General features: G+C 36.9%; 22 protein-coding genes. 5 read left to right on the forward strand and 17 right to left on the reverse strand.

What is annotated here, in order from left to right:
- Positions 1-10 precede the first annotated feature (10 nt).
- The 8 genes from ACFO5O_RS14395 to ACFO5O_RS14430 form a co-directional block, all read right to left on the reverse strand.
- Positions 11-1,075 (reverse strand): hypothetical protein, encoded by a 1,065-nt coding sequence (locus ACFO5O_RS14395; protein ID WP_387964982.1) that lies wholly within the window; start codon positions 1,073-1,075, stop codon positions 11-13.
- 118 nt (positions 1,076-1,193) lie between these two features.
- Complete coding sequence (locus ACFO5O_RS14400) at positions 1,194-1,781, reverse strand: Crp/Fnr family transcriptional regulator (protein ID WP_387964984.1); 588 nt, start codon at positions 1,779-1,781, stop codon at positions 1,194-1,196.
- Between the two features lie 71 nt (positions 1,782-1,852).
- Positions 1,853-2,467 carry a hypothetical protein gene (locus tag ACFO5O_RS14405; protein ID WP_387964986.1) on the reverse strand — a complete coding sequence of 205 codons (615 nt, stop codon included), beginning with the start codon at positions 2,465-2,467 and terminating at the stop codon, positions 1,853-1,855.
- Positions 2,468-2,522: 55 nt separating this feature from the next.
- On the reverse strand, positions 2,523-3,527 hold the full coding sequence (locus ACFO5O_RS14410; RefSeq protein WP_387964988.1) for a zinc-dependent alcohol dehydrogenase family protein: 1,005 nt from the start codon (positions 3,525-3,527) through the stop codon (positions 2,523-2,525).
- A gap of 185 nt (positions 3,528-3,712) precedes the next feature.
- Positions 3,713-4,384 carry a hypothetical protein gene (locus ACFO5O_RS14415; protein WP_387964990.1) on the reverse strand — a complete coding sequence of 224 codons (672 nt, stop codon included), beginning with the start codon at positions 4,382-4,384 and terminating at the stop codon, positions 3,713-3,715.
- 154 nt (positions 4,385-4,538) lie between these two features.
- Positions 4,539-4,991, reverse strand: a complete 453-nt coding sequence (locus ACFO5O_RS14420) for a GNAT family N-acetyltransferase (RefSeq protein ID WP_387964992.1) — start codon at positions 4,989-4,991, stop codon at positions 4,539-4,541.
- A 70-nt stretch (positions 4,992-5,061) separates the two neighbouring features.
- Positions 5,062-6,294 carry a M48 family metallopeptidase gene (locus ACFO5O_RS14425; protein WP_387964994.1) on the reverse strand — a complete coding sequence of 411 codons (1,233 nt, stop codon included), beginning with the start codon at positions 6,292-6,294 and terminating at the stop codon, positions 5,062-5,064.
- A gap of 31 nt (positions 6,295-6,325) precedes the next feature.
- Complete coding sequence (locus ACFO5O_RS14430) at positions 6,326-7,138, reverse strand: TrmH family RNA methyltransferase (protein WP_387964996.1); 813 nt, start codon at positions 7,136-7,138, stop codon at positions 6,326-6,328.
- A 108-nt stretch (positions 7,139-7,246) separates the two neighbouring features.
- On the opposite strand from ACFO5O_RS14430, the gene ACFO5O_RS14435 reads away from it, so the two are divergent.
- Positions 7,247-8,041: a DUF6503 family protein gene (locus ACFO5O_RS14435; protein WP_387964998.1), complete on the forward strand. Its 795-nt coding sequence runs from the start codon at positions 7,247-7,249 to the stop codon at positions 8,039-8,041.
- Positions 8,042-8,075: 34 nt separating this feature from the next.
- On the opposite strand, the gene ACFO5O_RS14440 is transcribed toward ACFO5O_RS14435, so the two are convergent.
- The 3 genes from ACFO5O_RS14440 to ACFO5O_RS14450 form a co-directional block, all read right to left on the reverse strand.
- The gene (locus ACFO5O_RS14440; protein ID WP_387965000.1) at positions 8,076-9,380 is read right to left on the reverse strand and encodes an amidohydrolase family protein; all 1,305 of its coding nucleotides are present in this window, start codon (positions 9,378-9,380) and stop codon (positions 8,076-8,078) included.
- Between the two features lie 11 nt (positions 9,381-9,391).
- Entirely contained in the window at positions 9,392-12,367 is a 2,976-nt protein-coding gene (locus ACFO5O_RS14445) for an amidohydrolase family protein (protein WP_387965003.1), read from the reverse strand.
- Between the two features lie 82 nt (positions 12,368-12,449).
- Complete coding sequence (locus tag ACFO5O_RS14450; protein WP_387965005.1) at positions 12,450-13,517, reverse strand: DUF3810 domain-containing protein; 1,068 nt, start codon at positions 13,515-13,517, stop codon at positions 12,450-12,452.
- Between the two features lie 72 nt (positions 13,518-13,589).
- Between ACFO5O_RS14450 and ACFO5O_RS14455 the strand changes: the two genes are divergently transcribed.
- Positions 13,590-15,050: an aminoacyl-histidine dipeptidase gene (locus ACFO5O_RS14455; protein ID WP_387965007.1), complete on the forward strand. Its 1,461-nt coding sequence runs from the start codon at positions 13,590-13,592 to the stop codon at positions 15,048-15,050.
- Between the two features lie 54 nt (positions 15,051-15,104).
- Here the strand turns inward: ACFO5O_RS14455 and ACFO5O_RS14460 are convergent, their stop codons facing one another.
- The 3 genes from ACFO5O_RS14460 to ACFO5O_RS14470 are packed head-to-tail and all read right to left on the reverse strand — an operon-like array spanning position 15,105 to position 17,899.
- Complete coding sequence (locus tag ACFO5O_RS14460; RefSeq protein ID WP_387965009.1) at positions 15,105-16,328, reverse strand: peptidylprolyl isomerase; 1,224 nt, start codon at positions 16,326-16,328, stop codon at positions 15,105-15,107.
- A gap of 12 nt (positions 16,329-16,340) precedes the next feature.
- Positions 16,341-16,886 (reverse strand): gliding motility-associated peptidyl-prolyl isomerase GldI, encoded by a 546-nt coding sequence (gldI, locus tag ACFO5O_RS14465; RefSeq protein ID WP_387965011.1) that lies wholly within the window; start codon positions 16,884-16,886, stop codon positions 16,341-16,343.
- Positions 16,883-17,899 (reverse strand): DHH family phosphoesterase, encoded by a 1,017-nt coding sequence (locus ACFO5O_RS14470; protein ID WP_387965013.1) that lies wholly within the window; start codon positions 17,897-17,899, stop codon positions 16,883-16,885. The genes gldI and ACFO5O_RS14470 overlap by 4 nt, the downstream gene beginning before the upstream one ends.
- 131 nt (positions 17,900-18,030) lie before the next feature.
- Between ACFO5O_RS14470 and ACFO5O_RS14475 the strand changes: the two genes are divergently transcribed.
- Positions 18,031-18,450 carry a nucleoside-diphosphate kinase gene (locus ACFO5O_RS14475; RefSeq protein ID WP_387965015.1) on the forward strand — a complete coding sequence of 140 codons (420 nt, stop codon included), beginning with the start codon at positions 18,031-18,033 and terminating at the stop codon, positions 18,448-18,450.
- A gap of 55 nt (positions 18,451-18,505) precedes the next feature.
- Here the strand turns inward: ACFO5O_RS14475 and ACFO5O_RS14480 are convergent, their stop codons facing one another.
- The 3 genes from ACFO5O_RS14480 to recF all read right to left on the reverse strand — a co-directional run bounded on the left by ACFO5O_RS14480 (position 18,506) and on the right by recF (position 20,520).
- Positions 18,506-18,802: a DciA family protein gene (locus ACFO5O_RS14480; RefSeq protein WP_387965017.1), complete on the reverse strand. Its 297-nt coding sequence runs from the start codon at positions 18,800-18,802 to the stop codon at positions 18,506-18,508.
- Positions 18,803-19,024: 222 nt separating this feature from the next.
- Entirely contained in the window at positions 19,025-19,444 is a 420-nt protein-coding gene (locus tag ACFO5O_RS14485) for a lipocalin family protein (protein ID WP_387965019.1), read from the reverse strand.
- The gene (recF, locus tag ACFO5O_RS14490; protein WP_387965021.1) at positions 19,441-20,520 is read right to left on the reverse strand and encodes a DNA replication/repair protein RecF; all 1,080 of its coding nucleotides are present in this window, start codon (positions 20,518-20,520) and stop codon (positions 19,441-19,443) included. The genes ACFO5O_RS14485 and recF overlap by 4 nt, the downstream gene beginning before the upstream one ends.
- Positions 20,521-20,655: 135 nt before the next feature.
- Here recF and ACFO5O_RS14495 point away from each other — a divergent pair, with 135 nt between their 5' ends.
- Entirely contained in the window at positions 20,656-21,420 is a 765-nt protein-coding gene (locus ACFO5O_RS14495) for a tetratricopeptide repeat protein (protein ID WP_387965023.1), read from the forward strand.
- Position 21,421: 1 nt separating this feature from the next.
- The gene (gene ribH / locus ACFO5O_RS14500) at positions 21,422-21,907 is read left to right on the forward strand and encodes a 6,7-dimethyl-8-ribityllumazine synthase (RefSeq protein ID WP_387965025.1); all 486 of its coding nucleotides are present in this window, start codon (positions 21,422-21,424) and stop codon (positions 21,905-21,907) included.
- Positions 21,908-22,153 lie beyond the last annotated feature (246 nt).

The following is a 22,153-nucleotide window of genomic DNA, read 5'->3' on the forward strand; positions in this document are numbered from 1 at the left end:
TAAAAGGTTATTAAAGTAAGTTGTCTTTTTTTAGTAGATCTATAAAGTCCCTTGTAAACGACTTTGCATCTGCTGTTGCGAGGTGCGACCATTCTGGAAGTTTGTATTTATTCATAATTGAATAGTCTTCAAAGTGATACGCAGGAGCATCTACTGCTTTTACCAAGGCATTCCAATAGGTTTCTCTAGGGTATAGGCTATTTTCAATGTCCCTGACTTTATTTTGTGAAGGACATCTCACCATGATAACTTTTCCACCTCTTGCTTTAAATTTTGATAACAATTGTGCTGATTTATTGATGATTGACTTACGGTTTTCTTCAATCATGTCCAAGGTGATGTTTGGATCGCTTGGTGGTTGAAATACAAATAACCAGAAGTCTGTAATTTCTTTAACATAGGCTTCATCAGTAGCTACTTGAGGTACTAGACTCACATTTCTATAGTCATCAACTTGATAAAGAATTGGAAACGGTGGTGGTCCAGGTACTCGTGTAGGGGCAGGAATTTGTTCTATAAGACTTCTCAAGTCAAGTTCGTTGTAAAAAAATTCTGGAGAAGCCGTTAAGAACGAAAAGACTTTTTGCGGTCCATGTATAGAAAGGAAATGATTAAACCTATCTGAATATGTTTCGTTATGGAAGTGATTCACCAAATTTTGAATCCTAGCATAAGGAAACACATCCATAGATTGTGGAGCCCAGTAGAGTGGTGGTGTGACACCAACGATTAGTGTTCCGTTAAATGTGCTGTTTTCAACTATATCCTCTATTACTGGTAAAACCGATGAGCCGGCCGCTGCAATATTTACTGGTTTCTTTCCTTGAACTTTTTCCCATTCATCCATTTGAAAGTTGAACATTACGCGCGACGAGCCAATGATAACGACGTCATCATTTGCAAGATCATCAACTTTTGCGCGATGATGTGCCCATAAATACTTGTCGTCGTTTGGTGTGGCTTGGTATTGCTTTGATCGACAATATAGTTCCCAAGCTGTGAGAGAAACGATTGCAAATCCTGCGGCAATCCATAAAGTACTCAATTTCATTTTAGCTATTTCCTGTGTTTTCATGTTGTTAAATTTTAAGTGAATTAAAACAACACAAAGGTGAATGTAATGACTTGATTGTACTTATAATGTACTTTAAGAAATAGCCTTAAGGTAGGTTAAGAAAGCATCTTAATATAGATTAAGATTTTGCGATTTTTTTTCTGATGATACTTAAAAATTCAGGTGTTACACCTAGGTATGAAGCAATTTGTACATTAGAAACTCTGTTGAAGAGTTCAGGTCGTTTTTCTGCTAAATCACGATATCGTTCTTCTGCCGTAGAACTAACATATTGTAAAATGCGATGCTGATGACTTACTAAAGCATTTTGGGTTAGAATTCTAAATATATGACTAAATGTAGGGAAGTCTTCAAATAATTGAAGCAATTCATCAATGGTTGTATACAGTACAATTGAATTTTCAAGTGCTTCTATATATAGTCGGCTAGGTTCTCTTTTAAATAAACTGTACAAATCAGAAATCCACCAATTTTCAATAGAAAACTGCAGGTTATGTTCTTTACCATTTTTATCAACCATGAACATTCGAAAACAGCCTTCTACCACAAAGCTATTGTTTATACAAATATCACCTTCTTGGAGTAAATAGTGTCTTTTACGGATTCTACGTTCTTTAAAAAGTGCTCTGACAGCTGCTTCCTCCTCGTTATTTAGTGGGATATGACGATTGAAATACGCTATAAGTATACTTGTGCTGTCGCTCATGTTATTAGGATGACCTAACTGCGTTAATTAGTCAAATCAAAGATAATAATTTAGTGCATATAAATCTCTATTTAATTAGATTTGGCACCTGCAAAAATTGACTCGTTTTTAATATGGTTGTAGGCATAATCAATTAAGGTTACAATTTCAGTTTGCTTATCAAACTCGATACGCAACCAACCAAAGTATACCGCCTCATTTATTCTATTTTGTATGCCCACAATTTGTTTAGAATTTGCCCAGTTACCTTCATAAGAAGTCTCTCCATTGTTTAATGTGTTGCGTATCACCAAAGCACTATGGTCACTTGTCCATCGTTGATTCGAGTTCAAATTAAAATCTATTCTTTCGCCTTCTAATTCTGCTATTAAAAGCCCCATATTAAGAAAATTGGTATCAATGGCAGGCCCAGATTTAATTAGATTCTCACCAATTGGGTTTACGCCTGCATATAGGCGATCACCTTGACTATTGGCAGTGAGTTCTACAAATATGGCAAAATCCACCTGTCCATCTTCCGACAGGTCTACAGCAATAGGAAGCTGGTCTCCTAGTTTTACAGAGCGACCATCTAATTTGTAAATTATGGTATTACTTTGTGCCGGAGCATCATCCTCTTCTTTACATGCAGTAACGAACACACTTCCCAATATCAAAACAAACAAAAAACAAATTTTATAATTCATAGGTTTTAGTGGGTTTAATGATTTATAATTCAATCCCTTTTAATAAAGCGTTACTCTATAATTCAATACACACTTTCCCAAAGTGACTTCCGTTTTTCAAATACGAAAGTGCTTTTGGCACTTCAAGGAAAGGAAATACCTTGTTTATCACAGGTTTTACGGTATGAAGTTCCATTGCTGCTAGCATCCTTTGATACATGATGGTAGACCCTGTTTCTACTCCTTGAATTTTTGCTGCTTTATACATTATAGTTCCAGTATTTATTGAGCCAACGGTTTTGCCGTCAATTACACCAACCATGCTTATAATACCTTCGCTTTTAATGCATTTTAAGGATTCACTTATATGGCTTCCACCAACAACATCTACTACCTGATCAACACCTTGGCCTGACGTAATATTCATTACTTCTTGTATCCAATCTTTATGGGTTTTATAGTTTATAGTATGATGAGCACCTAGTGCTTTGGCTTTTTTGAGCTTATCATCACTACTTGATGTTATGATGATGTTATAACCTGCTAGTTTTGAAAACTGTAGTGCAAATAATGAAACACCACCGGTTCCAATAATTAAAATAGTATCTCCCAGTTTTAAGTTAGATTGCTCTATAACGGCATTCCACGCCGTGAGAGCAGCCACAGGAAGCGTTGCAGCTTCTTTATAGCTCAAATAATCTGGGATTTTACAGAAGTAATTTTCTGGAAAGGCTACATATTCGGCTAAAACGCCATCTTTAGATGGTCCACCTATGGCAACATTTATTTTTTCAGGAGATAGTTTCCCTTGTTCCCAATTTGGAACAATTAAACTAGTAACTCTATCGCCTACTTTAAATCTAGATGTATGTTTACCGATTTCAACTATTTCGCCAGCAGCATCCGAAAAGGGAATTCTACCTTCGCTTGGTTTCCAATGTGCAATTCCTTCAGTAACGAGCAAATCTCTATAATTTAAAGACAGGGCTTTGATCTGCACAAGTATCTCATCATTTTTGATTGTTGGAATGCCTTCTTCGGTTAAAACCAACTTATTGTTTTGAATTCTATATAGTTTCATTGTTTATTTTTATTTTATAAAGTCATTTTCTTTTAAACCTTCTGTTATTAACTTCAACGCAACTAATTCATTTTTGATAACCCATTTCTATGTTTAGCCAGATAATTTAGTAGCGATGTTAAATGAATTGCGTTTAGTATTCTTTTTGACGCCTTTCATAGACTTTTTTATATAACATGTAAAGATTACTTTTTTTCTGCCATGCGCTGTTCAAATTCAGCTGAAGTAATTCTACTATAGCCTACGGGTTTTTGAAAACTGTCATTTGGAAGATAATCAGATACTTCCTTTGCTTTAATAATTATTGTTGTTTCGGGGTTATAAATGGTCATTTCTAAAGGGTATCCTTCCAACTTTAAGCCATTGTCTTTAACTTGTAAGCTCTTGGGATTAAGCTTATTAGTGATATAGAAAACAGAACTATTACCATCCTTGTAGGTAATATTTGCTCTATAACATTTATAACCTAAAATTGTTTTGCTGTCTTTTTTATCGTATTTGATGGTTTCAACGTCCTGAAATCGTATAAATAAAACATCTACATCATTATCTTCATTAGCATCAGTGATTTCATATTTTTCGCCCAATAGATCTATATACATGGAATTGCTATGCTTGTTGGTGTATGAGAATATACGTTTTACAATCATCATACCACCCATCATATTTATTACTAATGTAGAGTGTTCTTGGTTAAAATAGTTCGTAATGACGAAATTGAGCATTGCACCTGTTATTTCATCGTCACTCGAGACTGTAAAAATTACAGATCCATTGTTCATTTTTTGACCTACTGCAGAAATAGGTGCCAATAACAAAAGTAAAAGGCATAGGTAAAGAGATTTTAGTGTGTTCATAAACTGAAGAAATAAATTTGAGATTAAAAATGTAATCCTAATTTAAAATTTATTTTCTTTAGTTTTACATGCTTCAGAATTTTTTTTTATTGCAGATAAAAATTGTGAATCAGTAGTGTTTTAGGCTTCTAAACATGGTATCTAGATGCCCTTATTAAAGATGTAATTTCATCCCTTCATGCGAGGCTACAAACCCCAACCCTTCGTAGAATTTAATGGCATCGGGTCTTTTCTTGTCGGTAGTAAGTTGCAGCACATGTGCTTGCTTTTCTTTGGCGCGTTTAATAGCCCATTCCATCATGGTTTTGCCAATGCCAAGTCCTCTGTGGTCTTTTCTAATGCGAACCGCTTCAATTTGGGCGCGAATACCGCCACGGTAGGTGAGGTATTGTATAAAGGACAACTGTAAGGTTCCAATGATTTCGGAAGTATCGTTTTCCACGACCATAAGTTCTTGGTTGGGATCGGCATTGATTTTTTCAAAGGCCTTGAGATAAGATTGAGGTAAAGGGATTTGATAGTTTTCACGAGTCATGCCCAATTTGTCATCAGCCAGCAGTTGAACTAGGATTGGAACATCGTTTAAAGTCGCTTTTCTAAAAATCATTAGGTGTTGACAAGGTCGCTTGTGTATGCTCTAATATAACAATAATAACTAAACCTGATAAACTAAGTCACTAGCGCATCAAATTCTTCACACGCTGAAAAAGAGTAGGATGCGAATAGTGCATAAACACATATGCCGGATGTGGTGTTAGGTTGCTCAGACTATTTTTTGAAAGTTTTTTTAAGGAACTCACCAAAGGTTCGGCCTTATAGGTGGTCTTGGCATAATCATCGGCCTGATATTCAAACTTGCGGGAAAAATGGTTCATGACCAATCCGGTAAGTTCCGAAATAGGCGCGTATAGTAATCCAAAGGCAATCAAACCGACATGGAAACTAGGTGTAGCAACACCAAGGGCGTTCGATAATAAAGGGTTTGCAATAAATACCGATAGGATGTATAATGTAACGCCAGTAAGCAAGATAGAAGCTATCAAATTAAAAATAATATGCTTCTTTTTATAATGTCCGACTTCATGGGCCAAAACCGCTACAATTTCATCTTCCTCCAAATCATTGATCAAAGTGTCGTAAAGGGTGACGCGCTTTTCATTACCAAATCCAGAAAAGTAAGCATTAGCCTTGGTACTTCGTTTAGAACCGTCAATGACAAATATTTTGTCCAATTGAAACCCAACCGATTGAGCATAGGTTGATATCTTGTCGCGCAAACTACCGTTTTCTAGCGGGGTTTGTTTATTAAATAACGGGACAATAAGTCTGGAATAGAACATGTTCATGAACACTGTAAATAGCGCGATGACACCCCAGGCATATAGCCAAAATTGTGATTGAGTGAGTTGGTAGATATAGATAATTAATGCCAAGATACTACCGCCTATAATAACCATCATTACAAGGCCTTTGATTTTATCGAGGATAAAGGTTTTTATAGTAGTTTTGTTAAACCCGAAACGTTCTTCGATAACAAAAGTCTTATAATATGAAAATGGCGTATTGATGAGGTCACTACCCAGCATAATTATGCCAAAAAAGAGCAGTCCTACAACAACGGGATGGTCACTGTAACTTCGCGCAATTTGGTCTACATAATCAAAACCGTCCAAGATTAAAAACCCTAAAGTGAGGGCTACAGAGAAGGCAGAGGTCCAGACCCCGAACTTGTAATTCACTTTTTTATAAGCCTGTGAATTTTGATACTCTTCGGTCTCGTAAACATCTTGTAAAGCTTCAGGTATGGGGTCGTTAAAGTGCTTTGCGTTCAAGGCGTCAATAACTTTATCAACGATAAAATCGATACTTATGATGGCAATGATGATGTAAAAAAGAAGGGTGGAAGTCATATAAGTTATTTTTTTGGCTATTGGCTATTGGCTATTGGCTATTATCAATTGTCAATTGTCTCTGCCTTATCGCTTCAAATATAAGGATTCCTGCAGCTACAGATACATTCATTGAATCGATTTCACCCTGCATAGGGATGATAATGTTTTGGGTGGATTGCTGTAGCCATTCATCGCTTAAACCCGTGGCTTCGGTTCCCACTACCAAAGCGGTTGGTCCCGTATAATCTTGCGAAGTATACACTTCTGAAGCTTGTAAAGAGGCACAGTACATGGCTATCTTATTAGTTTTTAAAAATGAAATAATCTCTGCAGTGCTTCCCATGGCGACAGGCTTGGTAAATACGCAACCCACACTAGAACGAATGATATTAGGATTATATAGATCGGTTTTCGGATTGGCTATCAATACGGCATCCACATTAGCCGCATCAGCAGTGCGAAGTAGTGCCCCTATATTGCCTGGTTTTTCAGGAGCTTCAGCTACCAATACTAAGGGCTGCTTTGAATGGAGTTGTAAGGTGTTTAGGTCATGGGATTTTGCTTGGGCTACGGCCAAAACACCTTCCGTAGTTTCTCTATGCGCTAATTTTTGATAGACTTCCTTTGAAATAGATACAAGGTCTATTTGCGGATGCATTAAATGGCTTAATTGAGCTTCTGAAATCAAATCGGGGCAAAACAATAGGGTTTCAAGAGTATAATCACTTTTGATAGCAAGACTAATTTCACGAAGGCCTTCAATAATAAAAAGTCCACTTTTTCGGCGTTCACGCGATTTTTCCTTAAGCTGAACCAGCTGTTTTATATAGGAGTTTTGAGTACTTGAGATTTCCTTTAGCATAGTAATCGCAAAAGTAAACGATTTGTTTGTAATTTACACGGCATGCTCCCGACAAAGGGCAGGAAACCTAAAAATCAAATACCAAATTCCAAAAAACAAAAAATCGAGATGATGAAATTAAAAATTCTTTTACTGGCTAGTATATTAACACTTTCGGCTTGTAAAGACAAAACCGCTAAAGTTTTAGATTATCAAACTGAAGATTTAGATGTGACCACAAGTATCTATCCAGAGGCGATGACTAAAGTGTTTGACGCTCATGGTGGTGTTGACCAATGGAAACAGATGAAGACCTTAACATTTACAATGCCTAAAGAAACAGGCAATGAGATCACTACAACCGATCTAAAATCACGAAAGGCACATATTGACATGCCACATCATCAGCTAGGATTTGATGGTCAAGAAGTATGGTTACTGAATAAAGATACCTCTAAGTATGAAGGTAACCCTAGATTTTATTACAACCTTATGTTCTATTTCTATGCGATGCCTTTTGTTTTAAGCGATGATGGAATTATTTTCACTGATGTTGAGCCCTTGGTGGTAGACGGTACATCGCATCCAGGTATTAAAGTTAGTTATGAAAGCGGGGTAGGTGAATCACCTGAAGATGAGTATATCCTCTATTATCATCCAGAAACTCACGCCATGACCTGGTTGGGTTATACGGTCACTTATTTTACCAAAGAAAAGAGCAAAGAATTTCATTATATTAAATATGCCGATTGGCAAACTGTTAACGGATTGGTATTGCCAAAGACCTTAGAGTGGTACACGGTTGAGAATAATGTACCTACTACAATTCGTAAAGCTGTGAACTTTACGGATGTGCAATTAGATGAGAAGGCATTAGATCCCGAAAGGTATGTCAAACCTGAAGATGCACAGGTTATAGAATAAAAAAAGCGAGCCAAATGGCTCGCTTTTCTTTTTATTACTTTTCTGATTTTACTTTATCCAAATACCGATGCCATAATTCAGTTTGGTGGGTTTCTAAACTCACCAAGCGGCCATCAATAAAGGCATGTGTAACTTGATTGGTTCGCATATCTAAAGCATCACCTTCGCTAATAAATAGTGTGGCACTTTTACCTTGTGTTAAGCTACCATAAGCATCATCAATGCCTAATATTTTAGCCGGATTAAGCGTGATAAGCTGTAAAGCCTGCTCTTTGGTTAAACCGTGGGCCACTGTTGTCCCTGCATAAAATGGTAAGTTACGAGCATTCATACGTTCCATTTGTCCGCTTACTTGCAAAGCAACAGTAACGCCTTTATTAACAAGTAAGGTGGCCAATTTATAAGGTTGGTCGTAATCGTCATCCTCGCGCTCTGGTCTGGAGTGCACACGTTGTAACAATACAGGAATGTTGTTTTGTTTTAGCTTGTCGGCCACTTTATCGGCTTCATAACCACCAACTATTACCATATGTTTAATTCCGTTTTCCTTTGAAAAGTTAATGGCGTCTGTAATTCCTTTTTCATCTTCAACATGGATATATAGCTTTTTAGAACCATCAAATATCCCTACAGTAGCTTTAAATGGGAGGTTCTTTACCGATTGATCGCCATTGGCATAGGCTTTACTTTGGTTAAAATAATTATGAATTTCGGTCACCTGATCTTCATACTTATCGTTAATCTTTAAACCTGGATCTTCACCCATCCACCAACGACCTCTGGTAAAAGTGCTAGGCCAATTCAAGTGAATGCCATCGTCAATCTTCACTGCTGAATCTTCCCAGTTCCATGCATCAAATTGAACAATCGATGAGGTTCCTGATATCACACCACCTCGTGGCGTGACCTGACCTAACAATACACCATTAGGACGCATAGACTCCACAACTTGAGATTCGGCGTTGTAAGCAATTAAACTTCTAATATGTGGGTTCCAATCACCAAGTTCAGAGTCATCATCCGTGGCACGAACGGCATCAATTTCTACCAATCCTAAAGTAGTATTAGGCACAATGATACCTGGATATACGTGTTTGCCTTGGGCATTGATGACTTCCAATCCGGTCATATCTACGCGAACAACGGTAGCATCGGCAACCGTGGTTAATTTTCCGTCTTTAAAAATAATAAGACTATTCTCTATTACATTGCCGTCACCTATATGAGCCGTAGCCCCTGTAATGGCAATGTCCTTTGTTTGTTTTGGTGCAGGTGTTTGCTGTGCTATGGCTATGGAAGCACACAACATCAGAACTGCTAATATTTTAAATCTTTTCATCTGGTTTTAGTTTAGTTGTGGTCCATTGAATCACAGTGCAACAATTCTTTTTCCTTCTTCTTGATAGGCTGCGTTTTTAAGCCTTTGTTTTTGGCCTGCATCATTTGATTGATCAAATCGCTTTTTTCCTTTTGGATTTGAGTACGCATCATTTCGTCGCGTTTCAAATCAAAATAGGTAGCACCCTCAATAATGGTTTTCTCGGCTTTTGCGTAGATGGATAGCGGATGGTCTGTCCATAACACCACATCGGCATCTTTGCCTACTTTTATACTTCCTACACGATCATCGATATGTAATAATTTTGCAGGATTAAGTGTCACAAATTTCAAAGCATCTTCCTCACTAACACCACCATATTTTACGGTTTTACCGGCCTCTTGATTCAAGCGGCGAGACATTTCGGCGTCATCACTGTTGATGGCCACGGTAACACCAGCTTCGTGCATGATAGCAGCGTTAAAAGGAATGGCGTCTTTTACTTCGTATTTGTAAGACCACCAATCGCTAAAGGTTGACCCACCTACACCGTGCTCTTTCATTTTAGTAGCGACTTTATAACCTTCTAAAATATGGGTAAAAGTGTTGATGTTGAAATTGAACTTATCTGCGACTTTCATCAACATATTAATCTCACTTTGCACATAGGAGTGGCAAGAGATATAACGCTCTTTATTCAGAATTTCGGCTAGTACATCTAGTTCAAGATCTCTGCGATACGGTTTGCCGCTTTTTTTAAGGGCATCATATTCTTTGGCTCTGTTGAAATAGTCGATGAACAATTGCTCAACACCCATTCTTGTTTGTGGGAATCGACTAAAGCTTTGCCAATTGGATTGCTTCACGTTTTCACCTAAAGCAAACTTTATAAATTTAGGGCTGTTTTTGTAGATCAAATTATTGGTTGATTCACCCCATTTCAATTTGATGATGGCCGAACGTCCTCCAATTGGGTTAGCCGAACCATGTAAAATTTGAATAGATGTGACACCACCTGCCAGATTACGGTAAACATCAATATCTTCATCGTCCAGAACATCTTCAATAGATACTTCGGCTGAAGAGTTCTGACCACCTTCATTTATAGATGAAGCCGCAATATGAGAATGCTCATCAATCACTCCCGCAGTAAGGTGTTTTCCAGTAGCATCAATAACCGTTGCGCTTCCGTCTGATAAATTCTTACCTACTTTGGCGATTTTACCATTTTTGATTAATACATCGGTGTTTTCTAGAATCCCTTCAGCTTCATTGGTCCAAACGGTTGCGTTTTTAAAGAGCAAGGTTTCTTGTTTTGGCAATTCAGGCATTCCATAAGCCACATTAGGAAATGTTACAGGGACCACTGTTGGGGCATCTTCATTTTTCTTTCTGTCTGCGCCTGATGATTTTGTCTCATCGTCTTTGGCTTCTTTACTAGCATAAAAGGAGAGTTCATCTCCATTTGGGAACAAGGCCTTACCACTAAGGCTATTGGCTTGAGCTGTGTTAGCAACAATACGAATAAACTCTTGTTTGGTTGAGTCTTTGGTGGTCATGGCAATATTTAACCAGTCACCATCATAAGACACTTTTGAACCTAAAGTTTTATCGTTACTTGTAATTTCTGCTTTTAGTTTACTCGACTCACCTTTTAGTGACATTTTATAGGATTCGCCTGCTAAACTAAAATTATAATCACCACTCACATCTTTGATGTTCATGTCTTCTATAATGGTTTGACGACCTTGTACCCAGTTTTCATAAAGGGTTGTTTTTTCGTCAAACACATCACCAGAAGTGATTAAGAAATTAGCATAGCTTCCATTTTTAAGGGTCCCAATAACATTAGACTTTCCTAATAACTGGGCTGGTATAGTAGTTAAAGCTTCCAAAGCTTTTTCTTTTGACAAACCATAAGAAATAGCCTTCATCAAATTAGCTTTAAATTCTTTAGCCGATTTTAAATCGTGCGTCGTTAAGGCAAATCGCACATTATTGTCGGCCAATACTTTTGGATTGGATGGCTTTTGGTTCCATGCTCTCATATCACTTAACGAAAGCTGCGCCGTTAAAAAGGCATTATCAACATCGTAAGCGTCTGGAAAGTTAATGGGTAATATCAACGCGGCATTAGTAGCTTTAATTTCTCCAATACGCTCATATTCATCACCACCAGCTAAAATAACATATTGTATACCGTAGGCATCACCAACCTTGTCGGCTCTTAACACATTGGCACGACTGCCACCTTCAAAGATTTGAATAAGTGACTTGTTTTTATTTAAGGCTTCAAGTGATAAATCCCTTGTTTTTGAATTGCCTTTCGCATACCAATCAGCATCGATGTACAACTGACGTAACAAGGCCATACTTCCCATTACTGAAGAAGGGTACGATTGGTTTGAAGTAACACTTTTACTGAATGATAGGTATTGCGCTGAATGTGGATCAATAATTCTAGTCTCGTTGCCGTCTTCAGCATTAAGTGCAACTAAAACGCCAGTTCCTCTTACAATACCATCTTGAATATGGGAGTTGACCACACCAAATCCTGCATTTAAAAGGTCTTTTGCCTTTTTGCTATCATAACTGAATTTTTCAGTGGCGCTGTTTTCGGGCATCACGTGATCGTTCCAATAGTAACCTGTACGACTGGCATCGTATTGGGCACTTCGTCCACCACCTGGTTGACGTTTTGGCTTTTCAACACCAAAATCGGAATACATATCAATAAACGATGGGTAAATACTTTTCCCAGAAACATCAATAATATTAGAGTTTTTAGGAATCGTAACAGAAGCACCAGACGCCACAACTTTGCCATCCTTAATTAGCAAGGTACCTTTTTCGATAACTTGTGTAGGGCTGACATAAATTTTTGCATTTGTGAGGGCGGTGTAATTGGTGTTGGTAGTAACAACACCGTCATTTTTTGGGAAATATTCCTGTGCTAAAAGCGAAACGCTACACAGAAATAGGAGTGCAGTGACATAGTTTTTTATCATTATATAGTAATGGTTATAATTAAGTTCTAAAGATAAAAATAACATATAAAGCAAATCGCCATTAAGAATATTTTAACACTTCCTAAAGCGGATTTGTTTTAAAATAATTAACCCATAATGCCACGGCATAATTATAACTCTCTATGCCTTTAGCCTGATTGTTGGCTTTAAGGTATGAATTGTACGAACTTTTAAAGGCCGGTTCTAAAGGATTTTCATAGGCATTCCAAAAGTCCCGAACTTCTCTAAAGTTTTTCTTTATACCTTCATTTATGGTTTTTGAAAGGCGCTCATAAGTTTCAGGATCAGTTTTATAGAGTTCATTTAAACAGTAATTAAGTGCGAACGTATATCCCGAATAGTTAAAATAGGGGTTCTTATGGTGCATGGCGGCCATACTGCCAATAAAGTTAGCTTCATTTTCGGCAGCATATCCCAGTTGATGTGCGGCTTCATGACTAGACGTAGTAGGATATTTATAAGCGGGAAGCAGACCATCAATCTGGGCTTCATTAGTGAAGGGGTTGAGATAGCCCGAAAATCCCATATAAGTTAATTGTAAACTGTATATAGATCGTTTTAGGCTTTGAGGCTGGTAGTCCAAATGTGGAAATGTTTTGGCTAGTTTATGGTAACCTTGAGGCACCATATCGAGCAACTCGGTTTTACTATAAGGGAATTCTACTTTGGTAGAATCATTACCTGTTAATGCAACCTGTATAGTATTAGATTTTGCAATTAATTGCGTGGTAAAAGTTACAAGTTCTTCGGTGTTATAGACGTCATTAATTTGAAGCGATTTATGCAGGGGTAGGCGGTAATAGTTAATAGCCCAAAGCATATGGAATGCAAAGTAACCTATGGAAAATGCCGACAGGATATCGAGACTAAAATTTTTAGTGTCCTTTAGAACACGCTTTCTGTTTAAAACAAACCATCTAATCACATAAACCGCAAGCAAAGTATACAAAATATCACCCATTGAAAAAGGGAGCCACCCAAAGCTGTAACGCATCAATTTTGAAATAAAAACATACAAGCCGTTGCTATAATAACGCTCCACAAACTCCGGAAAGTTTGCCAAGACTTTGAGCATTATAATTTGAATCACAAATGAAAAGCCTATGATTAGTTTTTTGTTTTTCAGCATAGCTCAAAAATAGAAAATAGTTTCATTATACTTGGTTGAATAATTACCTTTGTGCCCTAAACCTTGAAAACTATGAATTCAGATATTAGACAATTACAACCTACTGCACTTTGGAATAAGTTTGCAGACCTCAATGCGGTACCTCGTCCTTCTAAAAAAGAAGAGCGCGTGATTCAATTTATGAAAGATTTTGGAGCAAGACTTGGTTTGGATACTCAAGTAGATAAAGTAGGGAATGTCATTATTAAAAAGCCAGCGACTCCCGGAATGGAAGATCGAAAAACAGTAGTCATGCAATCACATCTCGATATGGTACATCAAAAAAATAATGATACCACATTCGATTTTGATACCCAAGGAATAGAAATGTTTATTGATGGTGATTGGGTCAAAGCCAAAGGCACAACACTAGGTGCTGACAACGGCTTGGGAGTTGCAACCATTATGGCAATTCTAGAAAGCACAGATATCCCACATCCTGCAATTGAAGCCTTGTTTACTATAGACGAAGAAACAGGGATGACCGGAGCTAAAGGTCTTGAGGCTGGATTATTATCAGGTGAGATATTATTGAATCTTGATACAGAAGAAGATGATGAAATTGGAGTAGGTTGCGCAGGTGGTCTGGATGTTACTGCCACAAGAAGTTACAAAGAAGAAGAAATGCCAGAGTTTAAAACTGGTTTTGAAATTATTGTGAAAGGTCTTAATGGAGGGCATTCAGGTATGGATATCCATAAAGGTTTAGGGAATGCCAATAAAATCATGAATCGACTCCTATTTGACGGTTTTGAAAATTACGGTCTTAGAATTGCCGAAATTGATGGTGGAAGTTTGCGTAATGCTATTCCTAGAGAAAGTAAAGCAATTGTTGTTATTGATGAAATACATTCAGAGAGTTTTAGATCTGAAATGAACGATCTGGCCAATGTCATTAAAACAGAGTTAAAAACCATGGAGCCTAAATTGGAAATCTTGGTGTCACCAACCAAAACACCAAAATACATTATGGAACTTGGTGTTCAAGAGGGTTTGACCAGAGCTATTTATGCCGCACATAATGGTGTGTATCGTATGAGTGCAGATATTCCTGATTTAGTTGAAACGTCAAATAATATTGCAAAAGTGGTAGTGAAAAATGGAGAAATTAAAATAGCCTGTTTAACCCGTTCTTCAGTTGAAACCTCTAAAAAGGATTTAGCAAATGCTTTACGTGCTACCTTTGAATTAACGGGATGTGAAGTAGAGTTTTCTGGTGATTATCCGGGATGGACACCTAATATGGAGTCTCCAATTTTAAAAGTATTGACTCAAATATATAAGGAGCATAACGGTCAAGAGGCACATGTGGCCGCCTGCCATGCAGGACTTGAATGTGGTATTTTAGGAACCAATTACCCTAGTATGGACATGATAAGTTTTGGACCGAATATTAGAGGGGCACATTCACCAGATGAACGTGCACAAATTTCTTCGGTGCAGAAATACTGGGAATTTGTATTGAAAATCCTAAAAGCTACTCCAAAACGATAGCAACAAAAAAAGCAGCTCACGAGCTGCTTTTTTTGTTTATACTTATCTGAAGTATTATTCTGTAATAGCTACCATTTCTAAAATAAAAATGATATCGGAATTAGGTGCAATTAATGGCGGTGCACCTTGTTCACCATAAGCCAAATGGGATGGCATATAGAAGAACGCTTTATCACCAACTTTCAAGCTAGCTGCAGCCTCTTTAAATCCTGCAATCATTCTGGCATCTGGACTAATTTGCATTGGCATAGGTGAATACATTTGACGCTCAATTTTTTGTTGATTAAATTTACCATGACGTTCTTCTACGGCTTGAACATTACTATCAAACAAACGGCCATCAGTAAAATAGCCTTCATAGTTTACTGTAACGTTATCACCAGTTTTAGGTTTCGCTCCTGTGCCTTTAGTAATGTAATGAACTTTAAGTCCTGACGCTAAAGTACTAGCTTTACTTAAATAGCCATCGAGAATTGGTTTTTGCGTTAAAGCAGCTTCGGCATTTTTAGCGTCAATCGCTTTTTGTTCTTCTTCAGCTTTAAGACGTGCTTCTTCACGAATTGCTTCTTGCTTTTCTCTTATTTTTGGAAGCTCTTCTTCAAATACTTTTGGAGCATTGAAGTTTTTAGCTGCCGATCCTTTTCGTATGATATTAACGTGTTCAATAATAACAGGCTCAATAGGTCTGTTGCCTGGTCCTGTAGCCACATTGGATATAGAATCTTGAATTTCCAATCCAACAACTAATTCGCCAAAAACAGCATGACAACTTACCCTTGGGTTATCACAATCTTTAAGATTGCCTTGTTGGTCATAAGCGTCTAGACTTGGATAAGGAACTTCGGTTATAAAAAATTGACTGCCGTTAGTTGATGCTCCGCCATTGGCCATTGATAAAATACCTGGTTTGCTGTGTCTAAGATCAGGATGAAACTCATCTTCAAAACGATAGCCTGGATCTCCAGATCCTGTCCCTGTCGGGTCGCCACCTTGGATCATAAACTGATCCATAACACGGTGAAAGGTTAAACTGTCGAAATATTTTTTTCCTTTGTATTCATCTTTGACCATGGGGTGATTACCTTCGGCAAGTGCTACAAAATTAGCAACGGTTACGGGTACTTTTTCAAATTCAAGTTTGGCAATCATGTTTCCTTTGTTGGTAACAAATTCGGCATAAAGACCATCGTCTAAATTAGGATACTTGTCTTGACAAGACGAGCTGCTCATTAAAAGAACCAAAGCTAATAAGTGTATTGGTTTACTAATCAATTTCATAGATGTTTGTGTTTAGTTGTTTTGTGTTTTTGTTATTGAATTTATGGTTACTTTACATATTAATGGAATGTTGGTGCCAATGCGTTTGGTGTCACCATAATAACCATAAGCCTTTTGAGATGGAAATAAAAAGGTGACCGTTTCACCTGGTTTCATAAGTTTTAAGCCTTCACGAAGTCCTGTAAAAAGTTCTTCTTGATCCATGGCATAATTCTGTGTTGGAATATCGTTGAAAGAGTAGATCTCATTTCCTCTTAAATCTTTAATGTTATAGTTGAAGTTAACAATGTCTCCAAAGTCGGCCATTGTCGTATCTTGTTCTACTTTGGTATTATAATAGTACCAAAACCCACTTTCTGAAGCAATAAATTCCTTTTCAGGTTGCTTCTCCATTATGGCAAAGATTTGCTTTTGCTCGCGTTCGTTTAATTTTATATTGCGTTCGGCAGATTCTTTGATAAAAGAACCGGATTTTTTTGAGATAGGTTGACGTGCTTCAGGAGTTTTACAACTAAAGGCTAGACAGGTTATTGCGATTATGATTATAGGTTTCATCATAAGTTCAGGACATGTTTATAGGAGGGTAATATACGCATAAATTTTTCAATTGTAGCTTCCATAGATAAATCACTTTTCCCTCCAGCTGCGTTTATATGACCACCGCCTTCAAAATGTGCTCTTGCAAATTCATTGACTGAAAAGTTGCTTTTACTACGAAAGGAAATCTTTATAATTTGTTCTTGTTGATTTTCAATAAAGATCGCCGCAAACACAACACCTTGAAGTGATAATCCGTAATTGACAAATCCTTCGGTATCGCCCTTCTTAAAATTATAGGTATTTAGTTCCTCTTGTGATAAGGTAATATAGGCGGTGTTGTACTCTGGTAACACTTTTAAGTTTCTTAAAGCGCAGCCTAGCAACTGCAACTGATTATAACTATTAGTGTCGTAGATGTTATTGTGAATTTGCGCATTGTTAGCACCTTTATCAATCAGTGCGGCAATGACCTGATGCGTTTGACTCGTTGTGGATGGAAATCTAAAGGATCCTGTATCGGTCATAATACCGGTATAAAGACAAGTGGCCACATCGGCATTGATATGGTCTACATCATCCAACATAACTATAAAATTATAAACCATTTCACAGGTTGATGACATAGATACATCCGAATAGGTATATAACGCATAGCCATCTGGTTGTTGATGATGATCGATCATGATTTTTATAGCCTTGGAATTGGTTACAACGGCTTCCATATTGCCAATTCTATTTAGCGCATTAAAATCCAGTGTAAAAAGAATATCGGCCTCTTCAATGAGAAGATTGGCGGCTTCAGTTTGGCTGTCATAGATCATGACGGTTTCTTCAGAAGGTATCCATTTTAGAAAATCAGGATAGTCGTTTGGTGCGATAATAGTGATCTTGTGTTCAAATTGTTTGAGATAATGATAAATTCCTAAACTAGAACCAATAGCGTCGCCATCTGGATTTTTATGAGGTACAACAACAATAGACTTTGGTTCGCTTAATAGTTGTTTTATGTGCTTAATATCGTCTTTTTTCATCGAGAGCGAAGATACAATTTAATACCAAATGCGTAGCAATTTTACATACACTTTTGTAAAAATATCCCTTTGCTTTTTATAGTTGTAAATACGGATAAAAGCCTTATTTTTGCACGAAATTTAAAAATACTATGGCAACAAATAGAACATTTACCATGCTAAAGCCAGATGCGGTTGAAAAAGGACACATTGGCGCAATATTAGAAAAAATCAATACTGCTGGTTTTAGGATCGTAGCAATGAAACTTACACAAATGACAACGGCTGATGCGCAAGCATTTTACGCTATTCATAAAGAACGCCCGTTTTTTCCAGATCTAGTGGAATATATGACTCGTGGTCCAATTGTCGCTGCAATTTTGGAAAAAGACAATGCAGTTGAAGACTTTAGAACGCTTATAGGTGCTACTAATCCTGCTGATGCAGCTGAAGGTACGATCAGAAAATTGTATGCAGCCTCTATTGGTGAGAATGCTGTTCACGGAAGTGACAGTGATGACAATGCAGCTATTGAAGGTGCGTTTCATTTCTCTGGAAGAGAGATGTTTTAATACTTTAATTTGAAAAAATAAATCATAGCCTGTACGAAGTTACAGGCTTTTTTTATTAGCGGAGCACCAGTTTTTTAATGACTTCTTTACCTAAAGATTCATTAAGCATTTTAATGATTTTTTCGGTGCCGTAACTTAATTCCTCCCGCAATACGCTCGAACTCAATTGCACATAAAGTGTGTCTCGTTCTAGCTTGATGGCCGTAGTGTAATTATTTACACCATTGCCCATCATACTTTGCCAAGCATCTTTAACATTGACCTTGTCCAGACCATCTTGCAGTTTGTTAGCCTCAACAAACTCTTTTAAGACATCGTTAATACGTAAATGATCGTTCTGGCGTTTAGTCATGGGTTAGAAAAATAATATAGTATGACAAAAAATAAAATGAAAAGTAGTCCACAAAAAATATTTCCTACAATTATATTTCGTTTTGCATTACTAGGTGTATAGATTTCTTTGAACTCAACTTTTAGAAATTTTGAAAAATAAATTAATAGAGCACCAATCCATTCAAAAGTGTGGATTGAGCTGTTTGATGCAGTTGACCAAATCGTTTTATGCTTGCTGTCTTTATTCAACTTTTATTGGTTCAAAGCGTTTATAAAGATAACGAACATTGTTGGTATTTAGAATTAAAAGTTCATCTTTTGAGGCAGATAAAACCGTTTCTTTCCATGTATCGAATTCGGTGCCGTAATATAAATTAAGACTGTCGTTTTCAATTTTTATGGTAAGTGTTTCCACAGCTTTAGACGTTTCAAATCCACCAGTGAGATTGGGTTTTAATTTTTTTCTGAAACCCGCAAGGCTATCATCAATATGAATATAATCTATGGTGTCACTAAAATTGTATAGTTTTTTCTCGCCGTTAGAAAGTGTAGCTTCTTTGATTTCCCAATAGCCATTAATAAAAGGAATAAAATCTTCTGGTGGTGGTTTGCAACCAACTAACATGAAGACCAAAACTATGAAGACTAGCAGTTTTTTCATAATTTAAAAATCTTGTAGGATTGATGAATTTGTTTAACCACATTTTCTGTTCGGTCGGCATGCGTGTCACTGATAAAGAGCTGGCCAAAATGTTCGTCATCTACCAACTGTATAATTTGTGCCACTCGGGTTTCATCTAACTTATCAAAAATATCATCAAGCAATAAAATAGGCGCCACACCGCTTTGTTGTTTTATAAAATCGAATTGTGCCAATTTCAAGGCAATTAAAAAGGATTTTTGCTGTCCTTGACTGCCAAACTTTTTAATAGGATAGCTTTCAATTTCAAAATTTAAATCATCTTTGTGTACACCAACGCTAGTGTAATGCAATGCTTTGTCCTTGTTGAGGTTGGACTTTAAAAGCACCTCAAGTTCAGCATCAAACAAATCACTTTTATAACTTAAATTAACCACTTCATTTTGGTTGCTAATAGCATTGTATCGTGTTTTAAAAATAGGGATGAAGGCATTTAAAAAAGCTTCACGTGTTTTAAATATTTCGCTGCCATAAGTGTGTAACTGCTGGTTGTAAACCTCAATAGTTTGTGCGTTAAAGGTATTATTGAGCGCAAAATATTTAAGGAGAGCATTGCGCTGTCCTAAAACTTTATTGTAATTGATGAGGTTGGCAAGGTAGTTTTTATCGCTTTGGGAAATAACACTGTCAATAAACTTACGTCTTGTATCACTCCCTTCAATAATTAGGTCGCGATCTGCCGGAGAAATAATGACTAAAGGTATAAATCCAATATGGTCACTAAATTTTTCGTAAGCCTTGCTATTGCGTTTAATTACTTTTTTCTGACCTTTTTTAAACGACACAATAATTTTTTCTTCCCGATTGTCTTTGTCAAAAACACCATCAATCACAAAAAACTCTTCATCATGCTTTATGTTTTGGGTGGTTACTGGGTTGAAATAGCTTTTTCCGAAAGATAAATGATAAATGGCGTCTAAGACATTAGTTTTGCCAACCCCATTTTTGCCTACAAAGCAATTTATTTTTGAATCGAAGCTAAAGGTCTGACTTTCAAAATTTTTGTAATGAATTAGTGAAAGCGTTTTTAGGATCATAGATAAATAATGTGAATGCTTTTGATTTTAGCGCGCAATTGTTTCAAAAGATGTGCAAATTATTGAAAAATAACAAATAATTTACCTTTTATTTACCAATAAAAATTTTATTTTTGCGGCTCAAATAAAGAATACATGGCAACATATAAAAAAAGAGGGCATAAACCTAAAACGAAGGCTGACAAGGATGATATCATCGAACAAAATTCAACTACGGCTGAAGTTTTTAACACTCTAGACGAAACTGCTTCCAAGACTGAAGAATGGGCAATTAAAAACCAAAAGTACATTTTTGTGATTGTTGGTTTGGCCGCTGCAATTGTTTTGGGCTATTTGGGCTATGACAAGTTTATTGCACAACCAAAAGCTAGTGAAGCTATGAATGAGATGTATACTGCTCAAACTTATTTTGATCAGGCAGTTAATGCAACCGAGAAGGATTCACTGTTTACTTTAGCTTTAAATGGCGCTGATGGTAAATTTGGAATGCTAGATATTATTAATGAATACAGTGGAACTCCAGCGGCCAACTTGGCCAACTACTATGCCGGAATGTCCTATTTAAATCTTAGAGATTATATCAATGCCATTACTTATTTGGAAGATTTTTCAAGTGAGGATGTGGTGTTAAATGCTATTGCAAAAGGAGGCATTGGCGATGCGTTTGCTCAATTAAACCAGCAAGAGAATGCTTTAGAATATTACGAAAAAGCAGTTGCAGTTTCTGATAACGAATTTACTGCACCTTTATATCTATTCAAAGCGGGAAGTGTCGCTATGGTATTGGAAGATTATGATAAAGCACTTAAATACTTTAATCGTATCAAGGATGAATTTCCAAATTCAACTGAAGCAACCAATATAGAAGTCTTTATTGGAAAGGCTGAAGCAAGTATGTAACATGGCAACGATAAACCAAAATTTATCAGAATACGATAAAACTGCAATCCCAAGCGCGAAAAATTTTCGGTTTGGGATTGTTGTTTCAGAGTGGAATTCTACCATTACTGACGGACTTTTAACTGGAGCTTATAACACACTTTTAGAAAATGAGGTAAGTTCTGATAGCATCAACATTTGGCATGTGCCTGGAAGTTACGAACTCATTTATGGGTGTAAAAAAATGCAGCAACAGGATGTTGATGTAGTTATTGCTATTGGTAGTGTCATCCAAGGCGAAACTAAACATTTTGATTTTGTTTGTGAAGCGGTCTCTCAAGGAATTAAAGATCTCAACGTGCAAGGTGAAACTCCTGTAATATTTTGTGTGCTAACCGATAACACTATGCAACAAGCCGTTGACCGTTCTGGTGGAAAGCATGGCAACAAAGGTGTTGAGGCCGCTGTAGCGGCAATTAAAATGGCCGTACTTCGTAAGAATTCATAGGACACGATCATCCATTTGCCTAAGGGTTTTCATTAGCATTGTTAACAATTTTTAGGAATTCTAAAGTCATTTTTCTTTGTAATTTAAGTACATTTGAGCATAACAAAGGGAATTCTAATTGTGACTTTATTTAAGCAGCGAAAAAACAGGCAATTTAAATATACGCCTAGACACCTGAATGAGGAACAGAAAACAAAACAGGGTTTGGAGTCACAATGGAAGGAAGTTAGAGCTTCTAGTAAACGC

It is taken from the genome of Geojedonia litorea (assembly GCF_042654525.1).
GTDB lineage: Bacteria > Bacteroidota > Bacteroidia > Flavobacteriales > Flavobacteriaceae > Geojedonia > Geojedonia litorea.